This window comes from Rhodococcus sp. NPDC055024 (genome assembly GCF_053608585.1).
In genome coordinates this window covers 14,407-40,528 of record NZ_JBSGVT010000017.1, presented here as the reverse complement: position 1 = coordinate 40,528, position 26,122 = coordinate 14,407, and the positions used below count along the sequence as shown (strand labels likewise).

General features: G+C 64.0%; 22 protein-coding genes. 10 read left to right on the top strand and 12 right to left on the bottom strand.

Annotated elements, in window-relative coordinates:
• Nucleotides 1-11: 11 nt before the first annotated feature.
• The gene (dxs, locus tag ACWF6P_RS27250; protein ID WP_452623148.1) at nucleotides 12-1,958 is read left to right on the top strand and encodes a 1-deoxy-D-xylulose-5-phosphate synthase; all 1,947 of its coding nucleotides are present in this window, start codon (nucleotides 12-14) and stop codon (nucleotides 1,956-1,958) included.
• Between the two features lie 94 nt (nucleotides 1,959-2,052).
• On the opposite strand, the gene ACWF6P_RS27245 is transcribed toward dxs, so the two are convergent.
• The 3 genes from ACWF6P_RS27245 to ACWF6P_RS27235 all read right to left on the bottom strand — a co-directional run bounded on the left by ACWF6P_RS27245 (nucleotide 2,053) and on the right by ACWF6P_RS27235 (nucleotide 5,238).
• The gene (locus ACWF6P_RS27245; RefSeq protein ID WP_378445834.1) at nucleotides 2,053-3,495 is read right to left on the bottom strand and encodes a sugar porter family MFS transporter; all 1,443 of its coding nucleotides are present in this window, start codon (nucleotides 3,493-3,495) and stop codon (nucleotides 2,053-2,055) included.
• A gap of 215 nt (nucleotides 3,496-3,710) precedes the next feature.
• A complete protein-coding gene (locus ACWF6P_RS27240) occupies nucleotides 3,711-4,181 on the bottom strand; it encodes an SRPBCC family protein (protein ID WP_452623147.1) in 471 nt (156 codons plus the stop codon).
• Between the two features lie 40 nt (nucleotides 4,182-4,221).
• A complete protein-coding gene (locus ACWF6P_RS27235; protein WP_452623146.1) occupies nucleotides 4,222-5,238 on the bottom strand; it encodes an iron-siderophore ABC transporter substrate-binding protein in 1,017 nt (338 codons plus the stop codon).
• A 124-nt stretch (nucleotides 5,239-5,362) separates the two neighbouring features.
• Here ACWF6P_RS27235 and ACWF6P_RS27230 point away from each other — a divergent pair, with 124 nt between their 5' ends.
• Complete coding sequence (locus ACWF6P_RS27230) at nucleotides 5,363-5,914, top strand: TetR/AcrR family transcriptional regulator (RefSeq protein WP_452623145.1); 552 nt, start codon at nucleotides 5,363-5,365, stop codon at nucleotides 5,912-5,914.
• A 99-nt stretch (nucleotides 5,915-6,013) separates the two neighbouring features.
• Nucleotides 6,014-7,585, top strand: coding sequence for a GMC oxidoreductase (locus tag ACWF6P_RS27225; RefSeq protein WP_452623144.1), 1,572 nt, complete (start codon nucleotides 6,014-6,016; stop codon nucleotides 7,583-7,585).
• A gap of 66 nt (nucleotides 7,586-7,651) precedes the next feature.
• Here the strand turns inward: ACWF6P_RS27225 and ACWF6P_RS27220 are convergent, their stop codons facing one another.
• From ACWF6P_RS27220 to ACWF6P_RS27200, 5 genes are all read right to left on the bottom strand, one after another.
• Complete coding sequence (locus ACWF6P_RS27220) at nucleotides 7,652-9,757, bottom strand: 3-hydroxyacyl-CoA dehydrogenase NAD-binding domain-containing protein (protein ID WP_452623143.1); 2,106 nt, start codon at nucleotides 9,755-9,757, stop codon at nucleotides 7,652-7,654.
• The gene (locus tag ACWF6P_RS27215; protein ID WP_003942598.1) at nucleotides 9,758-10,978 is read right to left on the bottom strand and encodes a thiolase family protein; all 1,221 of its coding nucleotides are present in this window, start codon (nucleotides 10,976-10,978) and stop codon (nucleotides 9,758-9,760) included. It abuts the gene before it with no gap.
• Between the two features lie 161 nt (nucleotides 10,979-11,139).
• The gene (locus tag ACWF6P_RS27210) at nucleotides 11,140-12,429 is read right to left on the bottom strand and encodes an HRDC domain-containing protein (RefSeq protein WP_452623142.1); all 1,290 of its coding nucleotides are present in this window, start codon (nucleotides 12,427-12,429) and stop codon (nucleotides 11,140-11,142) included.
• An 11-nt stretch (nucleotides 12,430-12,440) separates the two neighbouring features.
• Nucleotides 12,441-13,847 carry a WS/DGAT/MGAT family O-acyltransferase gene (locus ACWF6P_RS27205; protein ID WP_452623141.1) on the bottom strand — a complete coding sequence of 469 codons (1,407 nt, stop codon included), beginning with the start codon at nucleotides 13,845-13,847 and terminating at the stop codon, nucleotides 12,441-12,443.
• A gap of 60 nt (nucleotides 13,848-13,907) precedes the next feature.
• The gene (locus ACWF6P_RS27200) at nucleotides 13,908-14,498 is read right to left on the bottom strand and encodes a DUF3000 domain-containing protein (protein WP_003942604.1); all 591 of its coding nucleotides are present in this window, start codon (nucleotides 14,496-14,498) and stop codon (nucleotides 13,908-13,910) included.
• Between the two features lie 168 nt (nucleotides 14,499-14,666).
• Between ACWF6P_RS27200 and hemE the strand changes: the two genes are divergently transcribed.
• The 7 genes from hemE to ACWF6P_RS27165 all read left to right on the top strand — a co-directional run bounded on the left by hemE (nucleotide 14,667) and on the right by ACWF6P_RS27165 (nucleotide 21,933).
• On the top strand, nucleotides 14,667-15,764 hold the full coding sequence (gene hemE, locus ACWF6P_RS27195) for a uroporphyrinogen decarboxylase (RefSeq protein WP_452623140.1): 1,098 nt from the start codon (nucleotides 14,667-14,669) through the stop codon (nucleotides 15,762-15,764).
• On the top strand, nucleotides 15,761-17,122 hold the full coding sequence (locus ACWF6P_RS27190) for a protoporphyrinogen oxidase (protein WP_452623139.1): 1,362 nt from the start codon (nucleotides 15,761-15,763) through the stop codon (nucleotides 17,120-17,122). The genes hemE and ACWF6P_RS27190 overlap by 4 nt, the downstream gene beginning before the upstream one ends.
• Before the next feature lie 4 nt (nucleotides 17,123-17,126).
• Nucleotides 17,127-17,822, top strand: coding sequence for a hydrogen peroxide-dependent heme synthase (gene hemQ, locus ACWF6P_RS27185; RefSeq protein ID WP_019748269.1), 696 nt, complete (start codon nucleotides 17,127-17,129; stop codon nucleotides 17,820-17,822).
• Between the two features lie 54 nt (nucleotides 17,823-17,876).
• Nucleotides 17,877-20,153: a molybdopterin guanine dinucleotide-containing S/N-oxide reductase gene (locus ACWF6P_RS27180; protein ID WP_452623184.1), complete on the top strand. Its 2,277-nt coding sequence runs from the start codon at nucleotides 17,877-17,879 to the stop codon at nucleotides 20,151-20,153.
• An 82-nt stretch (nucleotides 20,154-20,235) separates the two neighbouring features.
• On the top strand, nucleotides 20,236-20,709 hold the full coding sequence (locus ACWF6P_RS27175; RefSeq protein WP_452623138.1) for a YbaB/EbfC family nucleoid-associated protein: 474 nt from the start codon (nucleotides 20,236-20,238) through the stop codon (nucleotides 20,707-20,709).
• Nucleotides 20,702-21,013: a hypothetical protein gene (locus tag ACWF6P_RS27170; protein WP_452623137.1), complete on the top strand. Its 312-nt coding sequence runs from the start codon at nucleotides 20,702-20,704 to the stop codon at nucleotides 21,011-21,013. Before ACWF6P_RS27175 ends, ACWF6P_RS27170 begins: the two co-directional genes overlap by 8 nt.
• The gene (locus ACWF6P_RS27165) at nucleotides 21,013-21,933 is read left to right on the top strand and encodes a WXG100-like domain-containing protein (RefSeq protein WP_452623136.1); all 921 of its coding nucleotides are present in this window, start codon (nucleotides 21,013-21,015) and stop codon (nucleotides 21,931-21,933) included. The genes ACWF6P_RS27170 and ACWF6P_RS27165 overlap by 1 nt, the downstream gene beginning before the upstream one ends.
• A 57-nt stretch (nucleotides 21,934-21,990) precedes the next feature.
• On the opposite strand, the gene msrB is transcribed toward ACWF6P_RS27165, so the two are convergent.
• From msrB to ACWF6P_RS27145, 4 genes are read right to left on the bottom strand one after another with little or no spacing between them, the layout of a single operon-like run.
• Nucleotides 21,991-22,422, bottom strand: a complete 432-nt coding sequence (msrB, locus tag ACWF6P_RS27160; protein WP_378533315.1) for a peptide-methionine (R)-S-oxide reductase MsrB — start codon at nucleotides 22,420-22,422, stop codon at nucleotides 21,991-21,993.
• A gap of 9 nt (nucleotides 22,423-22,431) precedes the next feature.
• Entirely contained in the window at nucleotides 22,432-23,715 is a 1,284-nt protein-coding gene (locus ACWF6P_RS27155; protein WP_452623135.1) for a glycosyltransferase family 87 protein, read from the bottom strand.
• Between the two features lie 60 nt (nucleotides 23,716-23,775).
• Nucleotides 23,776-25,329 carry an alpha/beta fold hydrolase gene (locus tag ACWF6P_RS27150; protein ID WP_452623134.1) on the bottom strand — a complete coding sequence of 518 codons (1,554 nt, stop codon included), beginning with the start codon at nucleotides 25,327-25,329 and terminating at the stop codon, nucleotides 23,776-23,778.
• Nucleotides 25,330-25,348: 19 nt separating this feature from the next.
• A complete protein-coding gene (locus tag ACWF6P_RS27145) occupies nucleotides 25,349-26,098 on the bottom strand; it encodes a pyrimidine reductase family protein (RefSeq protein ID WP_452623133.1) in 750 nt (249 codons plus the stop codon).
• Nucleotides 26,099-26,122 lie beyond the last annotated feature (24 nt).

The window sequence follows — 26,122 nt, the reverse complement described above, 5'->3', positions numbered from 1 at the left end:
GAGCGATCTCGTTGGGTGTTCTTGCCCGCATTCAGGGTCCTGACGATCTACGTCAGTTGAGCCACGCCGAGTTGACGGAGTTGGCCGACGAGATTCGTGAGTTCCTCGTGCTGAAGGTCGCTGCGTCTGGTGGTCACCTCGGGCCCAACTTGGGTGTCGTGGAATTGACCCTCGCATTGCACCGAATTTTCGACTCGCCGCAGGACGCGATCATTTTCGACACGGGCCATCAGGCCTATGTACACAAGATCCTGACCGGTCGTCAGGATCAGTTCGACACGCTGCGCAAGCAGGGCGGACTGTCGGGATATCCGTGCCGCGCCGAGAGCGAACACGACTGGGTCGAGTCCTCTCATGCGTCCGCCGCGTTGTCCTATGCCGACGGCCTCGCGAAGGCCTTCGCGCTGACGGGTCAGAATCGCCACGTTGTTGCCGTTGTCGGCGACGGCGCCCTGACCGGCGGAATGTGTTGGGAAGCGCTAAACAACATCGCAGCCGGCAAAGATCGTTCGGTGGTGATCGTGGTCAACGACAACGGTCGCTCGTACGCACCGACCATCGGCGGCCTTGCCGATCATCTCTCGGCGCTGCGCACCGCACCGAGTTACGAGCGCGCCCTCGACAGCGGCCGACGCATGGTCAAGAGACTGCCCTGGGTCGGGCGCACTGCTTACTCAGTCCTGCATGGGATGAAGGCCGGTCTCAAGGACGCGGTCAGTCCTCAGGTGATGTTCACCGATCTCGGTATCAAGTACCTCGGACCGGTCGACGGTCACGACGAAGCTGCCATGGAATCGGCGTTGCGCCGGGCGAAGGCCTACGGCGGACCCGTCATCGTTCACGCCGTCACCCGCAAGGGCAACGGTTACGCGCACGCCGAGAACGACGTGGCCGATCAGATGCATGCCACCGGCGTCATCGATCCCGTCACCGGTCGCGGCACCAAGTCGTCAGCGCCGGACTGGACGTCGGTCTTCTCGGCCGCACTGATCGAGCAGGCTTCGCGTCGTGAGGACATCGTCGCCATCACCGCGGCCATGGCCGGCCCCACCGGGCTCGCGGCATTCGGTGAGAAGTTCCCCGACCGCATGTTCGACGTCGGTATCGCCGAGCAGCACGCGATGACCTCGGCCGCCGGCCTTGCATTGGGCGGACTGCACCCCGTGGTCGCTATCTACTCGACCTTCCTCAACCGAGCGTTCGACCAGTTGTTGATGGACGTCGCACTGCTCAAGCAACCGGTGACAATCGTGCTCGACCGCGCCGGGGTCACCGGAGTCGACGGCGCCAGCCACAACGGCGTCTGGGATCTTTCGCTGCTCGGAATCGTCCCCGGGATTCGCGTCGCGGCACCGCGTGACGCCGACACACTGCGTGAAGAACTGGACGAGGCACTCCTCGTCGACGACGGACCAACTGTCGTACGCTTCCCGAAGGGCGCTGTACCCGAAGCGATTCCGGCCGTGAAGCGACTCGACGGAATGGTCGACGTTCTCAAGGTCAGCGAGGGCGAGCGCGGCGACGTGCTGCTCGTCGCGGTGGGTCCGTTTGCCTCCTTGGCGCTCGAGATCGCCGATCGACTCGACAAGCAGGGCATCTCGGTTGCCGTCGTTGATCCGCGTTGGGTTCTGCCGGTCGCGGATTCGCTGGTGAAGATGGCGGACAAGTACGCGCTCGTTGTCACCATCGAGGACGGCGGTCTACACGGCGGTATCGGTTCGACGGTCTCCGCTGCGATGCGCGCCGCCGGAGTTCACACCTCGTGCCGCGACATGGGCGTTCCCCAGCAGTTCCTCGATCATGCCAGTCGCGAGGCCATCCACAAGGAGCTTGGCCTGACGGCTCAGGACCTCTCCCGCAAGATCACCGGCTGGGTGGCAGGAATGGGTAGCGTCGGAGTCCACGTCCAGGAGGACGCGTCTTCGGCCTCGGCTCAGGGTGAAGTCGCACAAGGCTGACAGGTCGTCTACCGACAAATCTCGAAAAGCGGTGGCCCTCGGATCAATCCGAGGGCCACCGCTTTTCGGTTGAAGGTGTGAAACCGGGAGAGCGCTATTGCACGGATTCGAGTGTGCTGCCTCGCGTTTCCTTCACGAATCTCAGGACGACGAACAGCGACAGTAGCGCCATGACTGCGTATCCGGCGTAGGTGTACGACAGATTCCAATCGGCGAGTGCCGGGAACGTCCAGGACACCAGGAAGTTCGCGACCCAGTTGGTGGCGGTGGCGATTCCGACTGCAGCGGCGCGTACCCGGTTCGGGAACATTTCGGAGATCAGTACCCACACCACGGGACCCCAGGACAAAGCGAAGAAGAAGACGAACGCGTTGGCTCCGATGAGTGCGATCGTGGCGTTGGCGCCGGAAAGCGTCGCTACGGATTCACCGATCTCGTTCTTCGTCACTGTTGCCGAATGGAAACAGAATGCTGCGGTGCCCAGCGATATGGCCATACCGACAGAGCCGACAAGGAGCAGTGGCTTCCGCCCGACGCGATCGATGACGGCGATGGCGACAAACGTACCGACGATGTTCACCAAGGCGCTCACGACGCTGATGAGCAGCGAGCGATCGGCTCCGAAACCAACTGCCTGCCACAGGGTGCTCGAGTAGTAGAAGATCACGTTGATGCCGACCAGCTGCTGCAGTGCGGCGAGTGCGATGCCGACCCAGACCAGATGGGATACGCCGAGCCGCTTCGAGAAGAGCTGACGCACCGTGGTTTTGGCTTGTTTCTCCGTCAGTGATTCGCGGATCTCGTTCATGCGCACGGTGACGGCGTCGTGATCTCCACCTTCGAGATCGGAGATGATCTTGCGCGCACGATCGTCCTTGCCCTGCGCCACGAGGAACCGTGGAGACTCCGGAATCGTGGTTGTCATGATCAGGTACAGGACTGCGGGAACGGCCTCGAGCATCAGCATCCACTGCCAGGCTTCGAGACCCGCGATCTGATTGCGATCGCCACCGGCCGCGGCTTGGAGTGCGTAGTTGACCAACTGCGATACAGCGATTCCGAGAACGATCGCCAACTGGTACATCGAACCGAGGCGACCGCGTATCGCGGCGGGGGAGATCTCCGCGATGTACGCCGGGGCGATGACGGACGCGAAGCCCACTGCCAGGCCGCCGACTACGCGCCAGAAGGTGAGATCGTAGACGCTGAACGGAATTGCGGAACCGACGGCGCCGATGATGAACAGCACCGCGGCTATCTGCATGACGCGGATGCGGCCGAGGCGATCTGCGAGTGTGCCTGCGATCCAGGCGCCGAGTGCTGCGCCGAGCAAGGTCAGCGAGACCGTGAGCCCGGTGCCCGATGCGCCGATGTCGTACTTGTCTCGGATCGCACCGACGGCCCCGTTGATGACGGCGGTGTCGTATCCGAACAGAAAACCACCGAGCGCGGCGGCGCCGGCGAAGAGCACTGCATGTCCGACGTCGGCGCGAGTAGCGCCGGATCCACCGCCGGCGGCGGTTCCGCTGAATGCCATTCCTGCCCCCTCAAAAGGCCCTACGGTCGACACCCCGATGCGTCGATCCATCCCGCGAGCACTCTGCACGCTACGCCCACCGGGGCAGATTTGGCGGGGACTCACGCGCCGTTATCCAGCTGAGTCCATTCCGTGGTCGAATCAACCGTTCGCAGAGATGGAGTATTGATTACAGTGATTATGCAAACAATAAGATCAATGCAGGTGAAGTCGGTTTACTTGCCCGCGAGACGCTCGGCTTTTGTCGCGATGTCCTCGAGATCCTTGGCCATGAATTTCCGGGTCACCCGCGCGCCCAATCGACCGAATACCGCTGTGAAGATCTTCGAGATGCGTGAGGTGGATTCGGATTCGCCGGAGAAAAACATCTCGAGGATCGTGCCTGTGGCGTCAGGCTTCAGGGTGAACCCACTCGTGTAGTTCATGCCGTGGGAGTTGGCTTTGACGACCGTGCGGGTGGGAGCCTCGACCTCGGTGACCCACATGTCCTCGGTTGCTTCCTTGCCCATCATCTTCCGCGTTTCACGCCACTTGGTGCCGACGGCGTATCCCTCTCCGGCGAGACGTTCGATCCGGATCACGCCGGAGAGGGTGTCGGCAGCATTGTCGAGGTCCGTGAGGACCTGCCACACGGTATCGACCGGTGCATTGACGTGTCTGGTCACGGAGATCGAAAGTTCAGCCATGCAGGTGAGCATAAAGACCGCGACCGACACTGCATCTTTTCTAGGCCGAGGCGCGCTTTGCGGCTTCGCTCAACGTCGGTGTGATCTGGCCGAGGACCCAGGGCGTGCTGAGGACGTTGACGTTGCTCAGTCCGCCGATGACGCGGGTGTCGCTGAGGAAGGCGGTAGATCCGCGCTTGACCGCGTCGAGCCCGCCGACTGCAGGGATGCCGGACGGATCGCCGGAGCCGTCGGTGAAGCCGACGATCACATCGGCGTCGATGTCGGCGATGTTCTCGTAGGAGATCGTCTTGAAGAAGGTTCCGCCTGCATTGTCCGCCGCGAGCTTTTCGACGCCGGGCGCATTGACGAATCCGAGTTCCGTCAGCACCTGGACACGCGGATCGGTGGGCAGGTAGACGTTGATGTTGCTCGAATCGGTGTCGAAGTTGACCACTGCCAGTGTCTTTCCGGCGAACTCCGGGTGGGCTGCGGCGGTATCGGCGAGGGTTGCGTCGAGGCCGTCGACGAGCTTGTCGGCCTCTTCGCTCTTACCGACAGCCTTGCCGACGATTCGGGTCTGGTCCTGCCAGGTCGTCTGCCACGCTGCGCCGGGGTAAGCAGCCGTCGGTGCGATCTTGCTCAGCTGGTTGTAGACGGACTCCTCGAAGCCCTCGTACGGCGCCAGGATCACATCCGGTGTCAATGACGCAATGGTCTCGACCGGCGGCTCGCCGCTCGCCGGCATGTCGAAGAGTGTGGTCTTGTCCGCGTCGAAGTAGTCCTGCGCCCACGGCATGACTCCGTTGGCGTCCGCGCCGTAGGTGTACTTGGGCTGGCCGACCGGAGTGAGATCGAGTGCGTACAGGATGTCTTGTGCGTTCCAGCCGAGGGTGACGAGCCGTTCGGGCTTGGATTCGATCGTCGTCGTTCCGAAGGTGTTCTCGATACTGACGGGGAATCCGTCCGTAGCTTGTGATGCTGTCGAGGTGTCCGAATCTGAGGAGCACGAAACGAGAGTGGTGACTGCAATCGCAGCCGCACCGAGGGCGGCGAGGCCCCGAACAGATGTTTTCATGAAGGGCAGCCTAACCTACTGCTATTTGGCGGCCAAACGAAACCGTTCGTGCCGTTTATGCAGGTAGGACTCAGATGTGCACTGCGTTTCGTCGCCCGGAATTTCGGTGCGCGATACTTTCCTCGTGCGATCACAGCAGAAGATTCTCAGCGCCGCCCTAGGCCTGATCGAAGGCGGTGGGTTCGAAGCTGTGAATATCGCTGCGGTGGCCACGGCGGCGGGCGTCTCACGTCAGACCGTCTACTCGAACTTCGGAACGCGCGAAGAGGTTGTCTCCCAGGCGATGGGCGGCCTTGCGATCGAGGTCCTCGGGGAGATCACGGCGCAGGTGGAGTCGGTTGCCACTGCGTGTGAGTATGTCGTGGAATTCATCGTTGCCGCGCGCACAGCGGTTCGCGCGCACCCGATTCTGGCGACGCTGCTGCTTGCCGAGCGGGGCAACCCCGTCTTCGACCTCGAAATGATGAGTCGAGCAATACCTTTCGCTCGTCAGATGCTCGCTCCCATGGTCGAGCGTGGTCTCGCCACGGAGGCAGAGTTGGACGAGACGGTGGAAATCGCCGTGCGCCTGGGGCTTTCGGTTGTTGCTTTCGACAGTGAATTCGTCCATTCCGACGACTCCCTGCGGGCCTTTCTCGGGCGATGGCTTGGGCCCGCGATGCGGTCGACCTCGTAGATCGTCGTTGCTGTCAACACCTTGACACTTCATTGCGAGAGTGTCTAGTTTTGGCGTGCCCGGAATTCTCTGGCGACATTCTTCGAGGGAGCACCAGTCATGTCCGGAGTCAAACGTAGATCGTTCTTGGCCGGTACGGCCGCCGTGGGAGTTGCGATGATGGCGCCACGCACTGCCGAGGCCGCAACCGGGATTCCGCTGACACGTGAAGAGCACCGCGTCGTGGTAATCGGCTCAGGTTTCGGGGGCGGCGTGACGGCTCTTCGCTTGGCTGAGGCCGGAGTTCCGGTCACCCTGCTGGAGAGAGGGATTCGGTGGCAGACGGGGCCGAATGCCGAAACTTTTCCGCATCCCGCACGTCCGGACAAGCGCATCCTCTGGCATCAGTCCAACCCGACCCTGTTCGGTAGGCCGGCGATCTTCGAGCCCTATGCAGGTTTGCTGGAGACAGTGACCGGTGAGAACATGACAGCGATCTGCGCTGCCGGCGTGGGCGGCGGATCGCTTGTGTACCAAGGGATGACGCTGCAGCCGGAAGCGGCGGTATTCAACGTGCATTTCCCGGAGGAACTCGACTATGCACGAATGGACCGCGTCCACTACCCGCGGGTGGCACGGATGCTACAACTGGAAACTGCACCCGAAGAACTGATCTCCAGTCCGAACTACGAGGCGGCACGCGTCTTCGCGCGCAACGCAACGCGTTCCGGTCTTCCGGTGTCGAAAATTCCGATGCCGATCGACTGGAACTTCGCGTTGGCCGAACTTCGGGGTGAGATGAAGCCGTCGTACACCAACGGTGACGGCGCGCTCGGGGTCAACAACGGTGGCAAGCATTCCGTGGACGTCACCTACATTGCGGCCGCGGAAGCGACCGGATTGGTGAATGTCGAGACTCTGCACCAGGTCACCGACGTCGAGCGGGCCGCCGACGGGCGGTGGCGTGTGTACGTGGACCGGACCGACATTTCCGGCAACGTTCTCGAGAACAAGATCTTGACGACGGATGCGCTCGTGATGGCTGCCGGCAGCATGAACACCACCAAACTCCTGGTCCGCGCCGCGGCAACGGGGCGGATCACGGATCTGCCGGACGATCTCGGCGCAGGGTGGGGGACCAATGCCGACCGGATCTACATCTGGTCGGATCTCGCCGAGAACTTCGGTGCGACGCAGGGCGGACCGGTCGTCTACGGCAGCCGGAACTGGGAAGACCCGCACAACGCGTTCACCGTCATACAGGCGTCGTTCCCGCCCGTGGCGTTCGACGCCCACAGCACGGTGATGGTCGGATTCGGTGTGAGCCGCGACCGAGGTCGGTTCGTGTACGACTCGGCGCGGGGTGAGGCGGTGCTCCGTTGGCCGAAGGACGGGGATTCGGCGATCCAGCAAGGCCACATCGGGCCGGCGGCCCACCGGATCGCGGCAGACGGTCTACTCACCGACACGAACGCGATACTGCCGTCCACGTGGCATCCCCTCGGCGGTGCCTGCATGAACTCGGTGTGCGACCTCGACGGTCGAGTTCTCGGCCAGCGGGGGTTGTACGTGCTCGACGGTGCTCTGCTGCCGGGCAACTCCGCCGCGTGCAATCCATCGATGACCATCGCCGCAGTGGCGGAGCGCGCGCTCGAGAACATCGTGAAAGACGATGTGGGAACACTCTTCTGAGTCGCCGCAAACGTCACGGACGGCGTACCCGAGGGCACGCCGTCCGTGACGGGTCTATCGACTTTCTCAGACGCTGGCAACACCGGGCGCGAGGAAGCGCTTGCCGTTGACGGCCTCGGAGGTACCGGTGCGGTCCAGGTACGGCGTGATGCCGCCGTTCCAGAATCCGAATCCGCCGCCGAGCAGCAGGCAGAGGTCGATGTCCTCGGCCGCCGCTACGACGCCCTCGTCGAGCATGATCTGAATTTCCTCGGCGAACGCGCGACGTGTGCGCTCGAGGACCTCTTCCGAGGTGGACGCCTTGTCACCCTGCGGCCACAGTGCGGCGACCTCGGGGTCGACGGCCTGACCGTTCTCGCCCCAGGTCCACACGCCGGGCTTGCGGGCGTCGACGAGTGCTTCGAGTCCGGGTGAGCTCTTGAACCGGTCCGGGTACGACTCCTGCAGGGTCTCGCCGGTGTGCAGTGCCACGGCGGGTCCGACGAGGGCCAGCAGCGTGAACGGCGACATCGGCATGCCGAGTTCGGCGATCGCATTGTCTGCGACGTCGAAGGGGGTGCCTTCGTCGACGGCGGACATGACCTCACCCAAGGTGCGGGTGACGAGGCGGTTGAAGACGAAGCCGGCCTTGTCGCCGCAGAGGACGGCGGACTTCTTCAGCGACTTCGCGGTGGCGAAAGCCGTTGCGAGAGTAGCGTCGTCGGTCTTCTCACCCTTGATGATCTCGAGGAGGGGAAGAACGGCCACCGGGTTGAAGAAGTGGAAGCCCACCACACGCTCGGGATGCTCGAGCCCCGACGCCATCTCCGTGATGGAGAGCGAGGAGGTGTTGGTCGCGAGGATGGTTTCGGGAGCGATGAACTGCTCGAGTTCCGCGAAGACCTTCTTCTTGACGTCCATGTTCTCGAAGACGGCTTCGATGACGAAGTCGGTCTTGGCGAACGCGGCCTTGTCGAGCGAGCCGGAAACGAGTGCCTTGAGGCGGTTCGCGGCGTCGGGGGACAGGCGTCCCTTGCCCTGGAGCTTCTCGATCTCGGTGTGGACGTAGCCGACACCCTTGTCGATGCGCTCCTGGTCGATGTCGGTCAGGATGACCGGCACCTTGAGCTGGCGGACGAAGAGCAGCGCGAGCTGGCTGGCCATGAGGCCAGCACCGACGATGCCGACGCCGCTGACCTTACGAGCGAGTGAGCGATCGGGTGCTCCGGCGGGACGCTTGGCGCGCTTGTTCACCAGATCGAAGGCGTACAGACCAGCACGGAGCTCGTCCGTCAGGAGGAGATCGGCAAGAGCCTCGTCCTCGGCCGCGAAGCCCTTGTCGAGCGAAGCGGCATCGGTGATGTCGGTGCTGCGAGCCAGTTCGAGCAGCTCGACGGCCTTGACGGCGCCGGGTGCATTGCCCTTGGTCTTGCCGTCGACGATTGCCTTCGCGCGGGCGATCGCGTCGTCCCAGCCCTGGCCACGATCGATCTCCGGGCGAGCGGGGGTGACGGTGCCGGCGAGGACCTGCGACGCCCAGGCGAGGGACTGCTCGATGAAGTCGGCGGAGTCGAGAACGACGTCGACGACGCCGAGTTCGAGTGCCTTCTTGGGGGAGAGCACCTTGTTCTGGTTCAGCGAGTTCTCGATCACCACGGTGACTGCGTTGGACGGGCCCACCAGGTTGGGGAGCAGCTGCGTTCCGCCCCAACCTGGGACCAGACCGAGGAATGCTTCCGGAAGCCCCAGCGCGCCCGCGTTGGCGGCAACCGTGCGGTAGTGGCTGTGCAGGCCTACTTCGAGGCCGCCGCCCAGGGCGACGCCGTTGATGAAGGCGAACGTGGGAACGGAGGACTCACGGAGGCGTCGGAACACCTTGTGGCCCAAGCGGCCCAGCTCGAGTCCCTGCTCACGCGAGGTGATCGCGGGAACACCCTTGAGGTCCGCGCCGGCGGCGAAGATGAAGGGCTTGCCGGTGACCGCGACGGCAACCGGGTTGGCGGCAAAGGCTTCGTCGAGGGCAGCGTCGAATGCTGCGAGTCCGCCGGGACCGAAGGACGACGGCTTGGTGTGATCGAAGCCGTTGTCGAGGGTGATCAGTGCAAACGGGCCCTCGATACCGGGAACCGAGATGATCTTGGTGTAGGCGTTCGTGACGACCTCGTCGGCGAATGCTGTTGCAATATCAGACATTTAGTTGACTCCTGCCTGGTAGTCAGCGTGGTTCGGGTTCTCCCAGATGACGGTGCCGCCCATGCCGAGGCCGATGCACATGGTGGTCAAGCCGTAGCGCACGTCGGGGCGTGTCGCGAACTGGCGGGAGAGCTGCGTCATCAGGCGAACGCCCGAGGAAGCGAGGGGGTGGCCACACGCGATGGCGCCGCCCCACTGGTTGACGCGCGGGTCGTCGTCGGCGATTCCGTAGTGCTCGAGGAACGCGAGAACCTGAACGGCGAAGGCTTCGTTGATCTCGAAGAGTCCGATGTCCTCGATCTTCAGGCCGGTGCGGGCCAGAAGCTTCTCGGTGGCGGGAACCGGTCCGATGCCCATGACGGCGGGGTCGACGCCCTGGTAAGCAAAGCCGACCATGCGCATGCCGACGGGCAGGCCGAGTTCGGCTGCGGTGTCCTCGCCGGCGAGGAGTGCGGCGGTGGCGCCGTCGTTGAGTCCGGCGGCGTTACCGGCGGTGATGCGTCCGGCCGGGCGGAAGGGCGTCTTGAGCTTCGCGAGGTCTTCGACGGTGGTTCCGGGACGCGGCGGCTCGTCCTCGGTGGCGAGGCCCCAACCGGCTGAGCTGCGGGTCGCGACGGGAACCAGGGTATCGGCGATGAAGCCGGCCTTCTTGGCGGCGTCGTACTTGTTCTGGCTGTTCACGGCGTACGCGTCCGTGCGGTCCTTCGTGATGGTCGGGAACCGGTCGTGCAGGTTCTCGGCGGTGTTACCCATCACGAGTGCGCTCGGGTCGACCAGGCGGTCGGCGAGGAAGCGCGGGTTGGGGTCTGCGCCCTCACCCATCGGATGGTGGCCCATGTGCTCGACGCCACCGGCGATCACGACGTCGTACTGGCCGAAGCCGATGCCCGACGCGGTGGTGGTGACGGCGGTCATCGCGCCGGCACACATGCGGTCGATGGCGAATCCGGGGACGGTTTCGGGGAGACCGGCGAGGATCGCAGCGGTGCGGCCGATGGTCAGGCCCTGGTCACCGGTCTGCGTCGTGGCTGCGACGGCCACTTCGTCGATCCGCGCGGGATCGAGCTGCGGGTTACGACGAAGCAGCTCACGAATCGCCTTGACGACGAGATCGTCTGCGCGTGTGTCGGCGTACATGCCTTTAGGGCCGGCCTTGCCGAACGGGGTGCGAATGCCGTCGACGAAGACGACGTTGCGTTGGTTGTTTGTGGATGGAGCCACGCGAATTCCTCCTGATGGAGCTGCCCACCGCACCGAAGGGCGGTGAGACGTTGGTTCGGCGATCACGGCCAGGCGTCCGGCCTCGTATCGAGCGTACTACTGCCCATTACTGACCGGTAACTTAACGTGCCGAATTGCTCCAACTTCACACCGGGGTCAGGTCAGGATTCAGGCTCTTCCACTTCGGGCTCGGCCGGGACCACGGAGTTCAGTGCCTCTGCGAGGACGGGAACCGTCAAAGTGCGTTGCCAGCCACGTGCGCCACCGGAAGTGAGCTTGGTCTCGATTGCATTCTCGACTTCGGCGATGTCCGAGTCGGGTTCCAATTTCCAGTCCCAGCACAGGCGCCTGACCAGATCGGGTTGGAGCAGGTTTTCCACCGGTACCGAAACCTCTTTGCTCAGGTCCGACAGTGCTGCGCGCGCCGCCGTCAACCGGTCGGCAGCGGCTGGATCTTGTCGAGCCCAGCGACCGGCGGCGGGGGGCCCGACGATCGGCGGAGTCTTCGGCGGAAGCTCACTGTCGGGGAGCCTGCGCGCGGCTTCGAGTGCATCCATCCAAATACGCGAATAACGGCGTTGACGTGGTCCGCCGAAGACGGGAAGGGAGCGGAGCGCGTCCAACGACTGAGGATCTTTGAGAGCGGCATCGATGATCGCGGAGTCGGGAAGTACCCGGCTCGGAGACACGTCGCGTTTGCGTGCGAGATCCTCACGGGCCTGCCACAGCGCCCGCACTGCCGCCAACTGACGGGTGGTCTTGAGCGAGGTGATGTGCGACGTACGACGCCAACGGTCAGGCTTGGGTTTGGGCGGGCCGGCCAGCCGGATGTACTCGAACTCTTCCTTCGCCCACTCGAGCTTTCCCTGCGATTCGAGTTCAGCTTCCATCGCGTCGCGCAGCTCGAGAAGCACTTCGACGTCGAGGGCGGCGTAGTTCAACCACGCGTCCGGCAGCGGACGCGTGGACCAGTCGGCAGCGCCGTGACCCTTGCGAAGTTCCACCCGCAGGGTTCGTTCGACTATTGCGGCCAGTCCGACTCGCTCGAAGCCCGCCAGTCGTCCCGCCAATTCGGTGTCGAAGAGTTCCGCCGGTGTCAGGCCCAATTCTGCGAGGCCGGGGAGATCTTGATCCGCAGAGTGAAGCACCCATTGCAACGGGTTGATCGCCTCGGCCAACGGCTGTAGATCCTGCGCCGTCGGAATCGGATCGAGCAGGAACGATCCCGCGCCTTCGCGTCGGAGCTGGATCAGGTACGCCCGTGCCGAATAGCGGAATCCAGATGCCCGCTCGGCGTCCACCGCGAGCGGGCCGTGGCCGGAGGCCAACGCGGCCGCGGCGGCTGCGACGCCGGCGGCAGTGGTGATGACTTCCGGAACTCCGTCACGAGGTACGAGCAGCGGAACTACGTCGGAGGTGGGCTCGGTCGCATCATCGGTGACTTCGGACATGGTCACTGACTCTACGTCGCAGTGGGGACAGTGGTTGTCACCTCAGCCTCGAACAGTTCGTCGAGAGCTGCCCCGAAACCTTGCGCGAGCTCATCCAATTCGGGTGCCAGATCAGAGCAACTGACGATGCCGACGTCGAGTTTTCCGTCGAGCGACATCACCGTCACGTTGAGGCCCGCCCCGTGAAAGATCGGACCGAGTGGGAACATTCCTTTGATTTGCGCGCCCAAAAAGTAGAGCGGGACCGGCGGCCCTGGCACGTTGGAGACCACCAGGTTGGACACGACGGGGTGACGTTCGGCGAGCTTGAGTGACGAGTACACGCGCATAGCGGCGCCGAACACCGCCGGCGATGCGAACTGCGACCAGTCTTGAAGCATGTTCGCCCCGAGTGCTTCGTTGTGGTTCTTCGAGGTGGCGTTGTAATCGCTGATCGCGTGCAGACGTTCGACCGGATCGGCGATCTGGGTGCCGAGTTGCGTGAACATGCCCGAGATCTGGTTCGTGCCCGGACGATCGGATTTGCCGTGGACCGACACCGGCACCATGGCGACGAGGGAATCCTCCGGCAGTTCGTCCCGGTCCTCCAGATACTTACGCAATGCTCCGGCGCAGAGCGCGAGAACCACGTCGTTGACCTTGACGCCGTGACGGTCCTTGACGGCTTTGACCTTCGCGAGATCGAGTTGGCTGAACGCGACGTTGCGGTGACCGGTGATCGCGCCGTTGAACGAGGTCCGCGGCGCGGTGAACGGAGCAGGCATCGCTTCACCCTTTCGCGCACGCGTCACCCACTTCGGGAGCATGGCGATCCCGCCGGGGACCAGACGGGCAATTCGTGCGGGTCGGGCGATGACGGCCATGAGTCCGCCGATGGCGATGTCCAGCGTTCCCGCGTCGCCTGCCCCTTGAGCGTCGGGGTCCACCAGGGCCGGTGAATCCGGTTCGAGGCTGCACAGCTGAGCCAGGATGTTTGCGCCGGTTATGCCGTCGGCGGCGCTGTGGTGGATCTTCGACATGACCGCGATCTGTCCGTCGGCGAGTCCCTCGATGACCCACATCTCCCACAGCGGACGCGACCGATCCAATGGCTGGCTGGCGATGTGCCCGGCAAGTTCCGCCAGTTCCGCGTGGGTGCCCGGCGCGGGTACCGCGGTCCGATGGCAATGCCGCTCGATGTCGAAATCGTGATCGTCGACCCACACCGGGTAGTCGAGATTGAGGCGCGAATCCTTGAGTTTGCGCCGGAAGGTCGGCATGGTGGCCATCCGCGAGTCCAACTCGCGAAGCAGCTTCCGGTAGTCGTAACCGCCCGGGATGGTCGTGGGGTCGAGCAGGACAAGTCCACAAACGTGCAATAGCTGGGTCGGTGTTTCCAAGTAGAGGAAGGTCGCGTCGAGTCCGCTGAGACGTTGCATGACTCATTTTAGAACAGGTTCTAGTATTTTTCCGGGGGAATGCTCAAACGAGTAACAGAGTCAGTCGTTCTGCCGCGACAGCGTGGTTATCCCGGCGGGAGGAAGTCCCGCCGCATAGGCGAGAACTTCACAGAAAGCCTCGACGTGGTGGGCCAGTTCGGACGAAGTTGCAGTCCAGGACGCTCGTAGTTCGAGCTGATGGGCTCGGGGCGGCCCGGCAATGTCGCCGTAGCGCACCGAAGTTGTGGCCGTGACCGTACCGCCCAGGGCGACAAAAGGTTCCGGCCCCGCCTCCAATGCGTCCACCAGCCAACTCCAGGCTACTTCGGGAAGCAGTGGATCCGCGGCGACCGCTTCGTCGAGATCGGCCTGGATATAGGCGACCAACCGCATGGTGCCGTTCCACGCCTCGTCGCCGTCCGGATCGAACAGCAGGATGAGGCGGCCGAAAGCGTCACCTTCGGATTGCTCTGCCACGACGTCGGAGTCCGGATGCAGTACCTCCGCCCCCACGGCGTGGCTGTACGGAGCGAGACGCTGCGGCGGACGGATGGGACCGACCTCTATCTCGGGCCGAACCCGCGCAGCGGTCATCGCCTCCACGGCGGCACGGAACTCGGCCGGGTCGGCTGTCGATCCGGATGTCGTCACAGGTCAGGACGTTAGTCGGGGATGCGGGCGGGTAGGTGGAGGCGCGCCGACCGAGTGTGGCTCGGGTGTGTGGCCGCTCACGAACCGCTCGGGTGTCCGATCCGGAGTGTGGGACATGGCAGCATTGAGTCGATCGAAGACACACGTTGGCGGAGAGCGCGAGGACTGATGAGCGGGTTGGACAACATGAATTCAGGCACCACCGGGTCGGCGGAATACAGCGCTCGGCGAGTTTTGCCCGAGGCACCGTTGCTTGCCGCGGCGACCGGACGCACCCCGAGTCGACGGCCGGTGTGGTTCATGCGTCAGGCCGGGCGTTCGTTGCCGGAGTACCGCGAGATCCGCGCCGGGATCGGCATGTTGGAATCATGTTTCGATCCGGCGCTGGTCTGTGAGATCACGATGCAGCCGGTGCGCCGTCACGACGTGGACGCGGCAATCCTGTTCTCGGACATCGTCGTTCCGCTCAAAGCCGCGGGAATCGATCTCGACATCGTTGCCGGGGTCGGACCGGTGGTCGCCAATCCGATTCGCTCTATCGCCGACGTTGCAGCACTCCCGCGACTGGTCCCCGAAGAGGTAGGAGCAATCGCGCAGGCCGTTCGGCTTCTCACCGCCGAGTTGGGCTCGACGCCGCTGATCGGTTTTGCCGGAGCGCCGTTCACGTTGGCGTCGTATCTGGTCGAGGGCGGTCCGAGCCGGAACCACGAGAAGACCAAAGCGCTCATGCACTCCGACCCGAAGACCTGGCACGCGTTGCTCGGAAGCTTGGCCGACACCACGATCTGCTTCCTGCAAGCGCAGCTCAAGGCAGGTGTCGACGCAGTCCAGTTGTTCGACTCGTGGGCCGGCGCACTCTCGCTGGCCGACTACCGGGAATTTGTTCTCCCGCATTCCGAGCGCGTATTCGCCGAGGTTGCCGCTGCGGGCGTTCCGCGCATCCACTTCGGTGTCGGAACCGGTGAACTCCTCGGCGCGATGGGGGAGGCCGGCGCCGACGTCGTGGGTGTCGACTGGCGGATCCCGCTCGACGTCGCGGCTGGTCGTGTCGGTCCGGGTAAGGCACTGCAGGGCAACCTCGATCCCGCCGTCCTGTTCGCCGGTCCCGAGGTGATCGATCGCGAGGTACGCCGGATCGCCGCCGAAGGGGATCGCGCGATCGAAGCCGGTGCCATCGGCCACATCTTCAACCTCGGCCACGGCGTCCTGCCCGACACCGATCCCTCGGCGATCACCGCGGCGGTGGAGCTGGTGCACTCGCTGTGACGACCACTCGGGCGTCGGTCGCGGTGATCGGAGGCGGAATCTCCGGTCTGGTTGCCGCGTACCGGCTTCGGCGCAATCTGGGTTCCGATGCCGACATCACGGTCGTCGACGACTCACCGCGACTGGGCGGGAAGCTGCGAACAGTCGATCTGGGCGGCGGACCGATCGACGTCGGTGCCGAGGCGTTCATCGCCCGTCGGCCCGAGGTTCCCGCGCTTCTCGCCGAGCTGGGGCTGACCGATCAGATCGTCTATCCCGCGGGCCTGAGCCCGTTGATCTGGTCTCAGGGATCACTGAATCGGTTGCCCACCGGAACCCTGATGGGAATTCCGGCGTCGGCGGAGTCGGTGCGAGATCTTGTCGACGAGCAGACCCTGGCGCGCATAGCGGCCGAGCCGGCTTTCCCGTTCGAGTGGACCCGCGGTTCCGATTGCAGTGTTGCCGAACTGGTTTCGCAGCGATTCGGTGATCAGGTGGTCGGCCGATCGGTGGATCCGCTTCTGGGAGGGGTGTACTCGGGGCTGGCGGAGACCATCGGCGTCCGCGCAGCATTACCGACGCTCGCTGCGGCGCTCGATGCCGGGGCTCAGAGCCTCACGGATGCAGTCGCGGCTGCGTTGCCGACCCCTGGGCCCGGACCGGTGTTCGGAGCGCTCAGGGACGGTTACGGCGTCCTGCTCGATGCGCTGCGGGAGGCCGCCGACGCGACATTCGTCCGCGGAGAGGCCTCGGAGTTACGCCGGGACGGGACGGGTTGGCACGTCGATCCGCTCGGCACCGTGGACGCGGTCATTCTGGCGGTCCCGGCGCCGCGTGCAGCGACGCTGTTGGCCGGAGTCGATACGGATATTGCGAGTACCGTCGCTCGGATCGAACTGGCGTCGTCCGCGGTGGTGGCGCTCCGCTTGTCCGGGCAGGTCGAACTGCCGCAGAATTCGGGGATTCTTGTTGCCACCGACGCCGACCTGACCGCCAAGGCGTTCACGTTGTCGAGTCGAAAATGGACGCACCTCGCTGATCGCGGCGAGCATCTCGTTCGGGTGTCGTTCGGCCGATTCGGTGCATCGGAGATCGTCAACCGGCCCGATGGGGAACTGATCGAACTCGCGCGGGCCGATCTCGAGGTCGTGACCGGAATCACCGAGGAGCCGAGAGCGAGCTTCGTCCAGCGGTGGCACGGAGGCCTTCCGCAGTACGCCCCAGGTCACACGGAAATCGTGGCTGAAATCGAGTCCGAGATGACGCAGTTCGACGGTCTCGAAGTGGCTGGGTCGTGGCTGCACGGTGTCGGGGTTCCGGCGTGTGTCGCAGTCGGCACGACGGCGGCTACACGGATATTCGAGCGAGTGGCACGATAGACCCATGGCACGCCTTGATTTCGACAAACTGAACTCTGAAATCCGTTACCTCATGTTCTCCGTGTTCCAGGTGGAACCCGGTGTGCTGGGCGATGATCGGGAAGCTGCGGTCAAGGACGCCCGCTTGTTCTTCGAGGGTCTCGAAGACAAGGGCGTCGTGGTTCGCGGCATCTACGACGTCGCAGGCTTGCGCGCCGACGCGGACTTCATGATCTGGACCCACGCGGCCAGTATCGAGGAGCTGCAGGCCGCGTACGCGGATTTCCGTCGCACCACGGTCCTCGGACAGGCGAGTGCTCCGATCTGGAGCAACTCGGCGGTGCACCGCCCCGCGGAGTTCAACAAGAGCCACGTGCCCTCCTTCATCGCGGGTGAGGATCCGGGCGACTACATCTGCGTCTACCCGTTCGTCCGCTCGTACGAGTGGTACCTGCTCCCCGACGAGGAGCGTCGCAAGATGCTCGCCGATCACGGTATGGCTGCTCGTTCGTACAAGGACGTTCGCGCCAACACGGTCCCGGCCTTCGCGCTGGGGGACTACGAGTGGATTCTCGCGTTCGAAGCGCCGGAGCTCATCCGTATCGTCGATCTGATGCGCGATCTGCGTGCCACCGAAGCTCGCTTGCACGTTCGCGAGGAGGTGCCGTTCTTCACGGGGCCGCGCGTGGACATCGAGAAGCTGGTCCTTTCCCTTCCCTGACCTACTTCGAAGGTAGTTTCTGTGACAACTGCACCGAACCGGCGTCGTCAACACATGTCCCATTGGGGAATGTTCACCGCCGAGTCGGTCGCCGGCGAGGTGACCGCAGTGCATCCGTACGAGGGTGATTCGAACCCCTCGCCGATGCTCGGTAACCTCGCCGGTTCGGTGCGCAGTCGAGCTCGCGTTGCCGGCCCGGCGGTGCGCCGAGGTTGGCTCGAGAACGGACCGGGTCCCAGCGACCAACGTGGAGCGGACGAATTCGTCTCGGTCTCCTGGGACGAGCTGACCGAACTCCTCTCGCGCGAGTTGCGTCGCGTGGTCGACACACATGGAAACAACGCGATCTTCGGTGGCTCGTACGGTTGGGCCAGCGCCGGTCGATTCCATCACGCGCAGAGCCAAGTTCACCGATTTCTGAATCAGCTGGGTGGATACACCAAGTCGGTCCACAGCTACTCGCTCGGTGCCACCGGCGTCATCATGCCGCGTGTGGTCGGAACGCACTGGAAGTTGTTCGCGCGCTCCACGTCGTGGGACGTCATCGCGGAGCATTCCGATCTCCTCGTCTCGTTCGGGGGAGTGCCGATCAAGAACACCGGAGTCAATGCCGGTGGTACGAGCGATCATCCGACGCTCGGGGCGCTCAACGCGTTTCGGGCCCGCGGCGGAAAGATCGTGTCGTTCAGTCCGCTGCGTGACGACGTCGATGGCGACTGCGAGTGGATCGCACCCGTTCCGGGCACCGACGTGGCAATCATGCTTGCCCTGGCGTTTGTCCTGGCGTCGGAGAACCTGCACGATCGCGAATTCCTGGGCCGCTTCTGTGTCGGCTACGAACGCTTCGAGGACTACCTGCTCGGACGGACGGACGGAGTCCCGAAGGATCCCCGCTGGGCGCAGGAGATCTCCGGAGTTTCTGCCGAGTTCATCACCGACCTGGCTCGGAGAATGGCGTCTGGCCGGACGCTGGTGACCGTCACGTGGTCGTTGCAACGCATCAAACACGGTGAGCAGGCGCCGTGGATGGGCGTGACACTCGCAGCGATGCTCGGCCAGTTCGGTCTTCCGGGTGGCGGTTTCGGGCACGGCTACGGTTCGATGAACGAACCCGGTCTAGCCCCGGTCCCGTACCCGTTGCCGACATTTTCCCAAGGTCTGAATCCGGTGTCGGATTTCATACCGGTAGCCGCGATTTCCGATCTGCTGCTCTCGCCCGGGGAGGAGTTCGACTACGACGGCCGACGCCTGACCTATCCCGACATCCGGTTGGTCTACTGGACCGGTGGCAATCCCTTCCATCACCATCAAGATCTCCCGCGGCTGCGACGCGCGTTTGCACGGCCGGACACGATCGTCGTTCACGATCCGTACTGGACGCCGATGGCTCGCAGCGCCGACATCGTTGTCCCGTCGACCACCTCGCTCGAACGAAATGACCTGAGCTGCACTCGGAACGACCCGCTTCTGGTTGCGATGCAGCAGGTCGTTCCACCTTTCGAGAACTCGCGTGACGATTACGACACGTTTGCCGATCTGGCTTCTGCGCTCGGATTCGGGGAACAGTTCACCGAGGGGCGATCCTCACAGGAGTGGATCGAGCACCTCTACGATCAATGGCGGCCGTTTGTCGATGCAGACGGCGGCAACACACCGACGTTCGAGGATTTCTGGGCAGACGGGCACTACCGGATGCGAACCGAAGACAACCTCGTGCTCTTCGGCGACTTCCGCGAGGATCCCGAGAAGTATCCGCTCTCGACTCCCAGTGGGAAGATCGAGATCTTCTCCGAGACCATCGAGTCCTTCGGCTACGACGACTGCTCCGGGCATCCGCGCTGGTACGAGCCCGACGAATGGTTGGGTGGCCCGCGTGCCTCGCAGTTTCCGCTTCACCTGATCGCCAACCAGCCCAAGTCGCGGCTGCACAGCCAACTCGATCACGGCGCTGCGAGCCAGGCGTCGAAGATTCAGGGACGCGAGCCGATTCGTATGCACCCCGATGCAGCGGCCGCGCGCGGCGTGTCGGCCGGAGACGTGGTGCGCGTGTTCAACGATCGTGGGGCGTGCCTTGCTGGTGTGATCGTCGATTCGGATTTGCGGAGCGATGTCGTCCAGCTGTCCACCGGTGCGTGGTACGACCCGCTCGATCCTGCCGATCCCGACGCCATGTGTGTGCACGGAAATCCCAACGTTCTGACGCCGGACATCGGTACGTCGTCACTCTCGCACGGCTGCACCGGCCAGCACGTTCTGGTACAGATCGAGAAATTCGACGGGGACCTGCCGCCGGTCAAGGCGTTCGATCCGCCGGTGCTTCGTTCGCGCTGACGGAACCGATCGGCCACCTCTCGCGTCGAACCTCGTGAGCGCCTGAATCAGGTGTCACGATCTATCGAAGGCGGGGGCCATCGTGAGTGCAGCGGATGTTGGTTCGATGCGGGGGCAAGTCGAAGTTCTTCGGGCCCAGATCGATTCGATGCAGGACGTTCTGTTGGAGCGGACGCGATCGCTGGCGGACTTGCAGGAGAGGATCGCTCGATCCAGGGCGAGCGCGCGTTCGAGTGACGGCTGCGTGGAAATCGTCGTGGACGCTTCGGGGGCAATTGTGGGAGTTACCCTCTCGGGGAGTTCTTACGGCAAGCATTCGCCGGCAGCGTTGGGGAATCTGATTCTGGATACGGCCACCTCTGCGGCAGAAGACATGCGCCGACAGGTTGCCGAGATGACGAAGCCGTTCACGGAGGCGGCCACAATCGACTTGCCGGACCTGGTTCCGGGTGTGCTCGGATTGCGCGAGATTCTCGAGCCTCGTCCGAGCTCCACACCGGTCACCGGCGACGAACACTGGGACCGCACCGTTCTGAGGAGCTCCGGCAATGTCTGAACTAGGTGTGGACGTGGCCGCGATGAAGAGTGCTGCACCAGCCTTCGCGGTGGTCGCTGCCGATCTCGACGAGGCTCGGAGCGCTCTCGACGCAGTGGTCGCCGCCGAAGAGGGTTGCTGGGGAGGTGACCAGTTCGGAACCACATTCTCGGGCGCATATGTTCCCGGTTCGGCGTCAGCGGTCGGTGGGATGTCGCTGGTCGCGGGCGCGCTGCGCGAATTGACCGCCACGCTGATCGAGATCGCCGATCGTTTCGAATCGATCGACTCCTCGCTCGCCGACGACATGGCGGGTGGGCTCTGATGGGACTCGAGATTCCGGGCTGGTTACAGGCGGTTGCGTCGGTCGCGGTAGGCAGCGACTGGCCGCAAGGAGACGAAACGGCACTGTGGCGATTAGGTGATGCCTGGTCAGGTGCGGCTGATCAAATCGAGGCTTCGGCTGCTGCCGGTGGTTACGGATTGCAGGCCGTACTTGCATCGATCGACGGTCAAGCCGGCGACTCGTTGTCTCGGTACTGGTCGGAGGCCGGCGGAGTTGCGGAGGTCTTCGAGCGGTTGTCCTCTGCTGCAGCCGAACTGGGCCAGTCGTGCACCGATACGGGCACGGACATCGAGTACACCAAACTGTCGATCCTCGCGGCGCTGAGCGCACTGGCGCTCGAAATTGCCGCCATGGTGGCGGCCGCTGTCCCGACGTTGGGTGTCAGTACCGCCGGGGTCGTGGCGGCTGAGGTGGCAACAACCCTCACGGTCCGAATGTTGTTGCAGCAATTGTTGATACGAGTGATCGAGGCTGCGGCAGTGGAAGCTGCGGCAGCCGTCTTCTCCGGTCTCGCCATTCAACTGGGCCAGATGTCGATGGATCACCGCCAGTCGATCGACGGTGGCAAGGTCGTGACCGAAGGGCGCGACGGTTTCATCAAGGGGCTCGCGAACGCAGGATTGAAGACGACGCCGGATCGTGTCGGGCCGGACCCGAACCCGCTTCCGACCGGTTCGAGGTTGCAGGAGATCGCGCGAGGCGCCTTCGACGACGCGGTCTCGGGAGCGTCCGCTGCGATCGTGACGAAGGAGGTCACGGGCGGCGACGCCTCACTGACGGACATCACTTCCGGCGCGATCGGTGGCGGGACCGGGTCCGTCAAAGACGGTCTTGTCGCTCGCAACGAAGACCTGAATGCGGCCGGTCTGAACCCGACTGCGCTGAACTGGGACTTCTGAGTCGAAGTCTCGAACCGTGGGCTACTCCCGTACCACGGGGGGTAGCCCACGGACTGCTTACTCAGCAGGCTTGAGAACCAGCGAGATCGAGTTGATGCAGTACCGCTGATCGGTCGGCGTCGGGTATCCCTCACCCTCGAAGACGTGGCCCAGGTGGCTGTGGCACTTCTTGCAGATCACCTCGACGCGGCGCATCCCGAGGCTCACGTCTTCCTTCAGGATGACGGCGTCGGAGTTTGCGGGATCGAAGAACGACGGCCACCCGCAATGTGATTCGAATTTCTCCGTGCTGCGGAACAGCTCGGCGCCGCACGCGCGGCAGGAGTACACACCTTCGGTGGTGGTGTCGGTGTATTCGCCCACGCCGGGCCGTTCGGTGCCGGCTTGCCGCAGAACCGCGAACTCCTCCGGCGTCAATTTTTCGCGCCACTCGCTCTCGGTGTACGTGACCTCAGGTGTGCTGTCGATGCCATCGTGTGAAGAACTCATGCCTCCACGCTAATGCTTTGTCGCCGTTTCGGCTTCGCCGGCAGGTGAGACGGCTGCGAGCGGGAGATCGAGGAGGTAGGCGGGATCGATTCCGCGATCCAAGCGGCCTTCGCGACGCGCGACCAGATACCGGTATCCGAGGACACAGAAGATCACGATCAGCAGGAGGCTCCAGCCGAGGGTGCTCTTGGTGTATTCGGCAGCCCGGCCGAAGGTTGGCCAGCGGTTCGACCACCAGCTGTCGAAAGTCATGAAGCCGTAGACGGCGAGCCAGGCCGGCCAGTTCCGCATGACCGAGTTCTTGAGCACCACGGACATCAGGAGCGGGAGCAGCATCATCGAGTAGTACATCTGACCGAGCGAGGGCAGCAGGAACGATGCGGTCATGATCACACCGGTTGCGGTGGTGAGGAAGAAGAGTTCGTCGTTGCGGTAGTAGCGGTACAGAAGCCACAGAGAGACGGCAACCATGGCGGCCAACACGACGCGCAGCAGCAGGATCAACCATTCGGGCAGACCGAAGTAGGCGCCGTTTCCGACAATCGAACTGTTGAAGTAGTCACGCGATTCGAGAAGGTACGGCACGGTGCGGCGGACGAAGTCCATCGGATCCGACGCCAGTGGCCACGCCACGACGGTGAGAATGAACGGGATGCCCAGGGCGGTGACGAACACCTTCCACTGGCCGCGAACGAGTGGCAGCAGGAGCAGCGGCGCGAGCGTGGGTTTCACTGCGATGGTGAGCCCGATCGCGGCGCCGGCCCACAGATCCTTCTTGCGCATCAGCAGCAGGAGGAAGGCAATTTCGCCGAGCAGTACGAGCCCGTTGATGTTGGTGAACACCAATGTGTTGGTGACCGTCTCCGACATGAAAGCGCCGAGCACGAGAATCGGCGCGGCAATGGAACTGATCGTCAGGTCGAACAGGCGCAACAGCAGGTAGAGGGCCACGAGGATGGCGACGGCATTGACACCGATGAACAGCCACCGCGAACGCTCGGGATCGAGGATGGCCAGGGGCGCCATCAACAACGAACCCGATGGTGGGTAGAGGTAATGGGGGTCTACCGAGTTGAAATCTGCGGTGTAGACGTCACGCCCGTTCCAGAACGCCAGTGCGGCGTTGTAGACCGGTCGGAAGTCATCGGTGATGGCGCCGTTGACTGCTGTGACGATGACACGATTGAGCACGGTCATCACGGCGATCGGCCACAAAACGAAGTTGACGACTTGTTGGGTTGTCCGCCCGGTACGCGGCTCGAGCTGTCGAAGGAACACTTCGGCACGGTACACCGGAGCAGGGTGTGATCGGGGGATGCACCCCTTTTCGGTCGTGGTGGACAAGCGCCCGAGTCAGGCCGGGCACACGCTTCCGTTGCTGGGCAGGGAGGCGTCGCTGAGGTAGAGGCGCATCGCCTGTTGAGCGCACGTCGACTGCGCCGCGGGATGACCCGCACCCTGCCAGTCCAGGGTTGCGAAGCGCGACCCTGCGTTAGTCACGACGCCGGTGACGGTCGAGAGTCCGGAGTTCCCGACGGCCGGGTCACCCTGACCGCTCAGCACGAGGACTGGGGGCTTCAACTGATTTGGCAGGGGAGAGTTGGCGGTCGACGGCCAGCTGGCGCATGCGAGCAATCCGAGCGCGGCTTCTCGACCGAATACCGGATAGTTGGTGCCCCACGTGTCCGCAAGCTCACGCGCACGCCCGATCCCCGGCCACTGCATACCGTCTGTGCATCGTCCGATGAACTGGCCGTCGCCATCCACATCGTTCTCCGCCCGGGCGGCGCGCTCTCGAATCGGTGAAGCATTTCCGGTACCGAGCGCGGTCAGAGCGTCGGCGAGTGAGCGGGTCTCTTGCTCACGATTGGTTCCGGCTGTCCACAGGCTTGCCGAAATCGCGTTAGACACTGCTGCGGCGGACAGTGGTTGGAATTCATCGGCCCGAGCGCGTTCCATCAAGTCGGTGACCGCTTTTTTCGGATCCGGTCCGAGCGAGCACCCCAGCGCCACGCATCGCTGAGCGAACGCGGTCAATGCCGCTTCCTCGCCCTGCACGCGGCTCTCGGCTTCGGTGGCAGCGTCAGTGGCCACAGGAGCGGGAGAATCGAGGATCAATCTCGCGAGGTTGTTCGGGTGGGCTGCCGCATAGCTCAGCGCTATGTCCGAGCCGGACCCTGCTGACCACAGAGCGATGGTCTCGACGCCCCACCGTGTGCGCAACGCGTCGATGTCCTCGGCTGCGGAGTCGGCGCCGAACTTCAGTTCCTGGGGGTCGAGGTAGTCCGTGCAGGCAATGGTGGCGTCGTGACCGAGGGCCGCGACCGCATCGGCGGCGTCACCGGTGGTGTCCGAGTCGAATTGGCCCAGATCGTGAAGTCCGCGCCGAATTTCCGGCGTCATGCAGTCGATTGCGGTGGACCTGTCGATTCCGCGGCGATCGAGGGCAACCACGGGATGTTCGGCGAGAACCGTGTTCAAGCCGGATGCGGCGAGCATGGCGAGCGAGTTTCCCGACGAACGATCGGTGCCGGATGTGAACACGATCGGGTATGCGTCGGCAGGCGTCGACGACGTACGAGCGCGGGTCAACCCGGCCGTGAAGTTGCCGTCGATGGCGCCGGTCACGTCGATGGGGGCACTGAATTCTGCGCATTCGAGGATGACTCCGGCGCTCGACGCTGCGAGAGCCTGGTCTGCGAGTGACGTGCCGGTGCAGTCTCGCCACGGTAGGTCGTCGGTCGGGACGCCAGGGACAGCCGGCGGCGCATCGGGCGACGGGCCCTCGCTCTGGGCAGGGCTGCCGTCGGTGCGGCCTTCGACCGCGACGGCGGGCCGAAGCGACGGTCCGGCGCCGCACGCACAACACGTCGCGAGGACGACGGCCATCAAAGCAACTCTGCGCATGCCGACCAGAGTGCCAGGTTCACCGATGTGGCTGGTGACGAACCCATCGAGTGAGGATCGTGCCGTCCGAATCGCCGAGGATGTGCGCGGGACGCATGGCTGTGGGCATTGCGTTGGGGGAGAGTGAGATTCGGCCGACTTTGCTACCCACCATTTGAGGTGACGTGGTGATGCAGAGTTCGTCGACGGCATTGTCCTCGATCAACTGGCCGAAAAGTGACGGGCCGCCCTCGCACAGCACGCGACGGAGTTTGCGAACCGACAAAGCCCTGTCGATGTCGCCGCTGGTGACGTTCGGCGAGTCCGTCACCTCCACCTGCGCTCCGGCGGATCTCAGCGCCGAAATTGCCGCGGAGTCCGCGTCGCGACCCACGACAAGGATCGGTGGAACTTCGGTATCGCGAAGGAGTCGGCTTCCGGGGTCGATCGACGCGTGCGCCGAGACGACCAGGATCGGTGGCACCGGAGCAAGGCCGCCGGCCGTGCGTCGGGCCCGGGCTGCGTCCGAGATCTGCACACCCCCGTAGTTCTCGGCTCGCGCTGTGCCTGCGCCGACCACGACGACGTCACAGAGTTCGCGCAAGATCCCGAAAACCGACTTGTCTGCAGGTGTGCCCAGTCCGCCGCTCACCCCGTCGACGGAGACGCACCCGTCGATGCTGGAAACGAAGTTCACGCGCATCCAGGGTTGCGAGAGATTCTCCGGATAGGCATACAGGCTGCGGAGCTCGTCTTCGTGGCCTGGTGTGAAGTAGGTCGCAATATCCATACGGTGCACATGAGAGATCACATC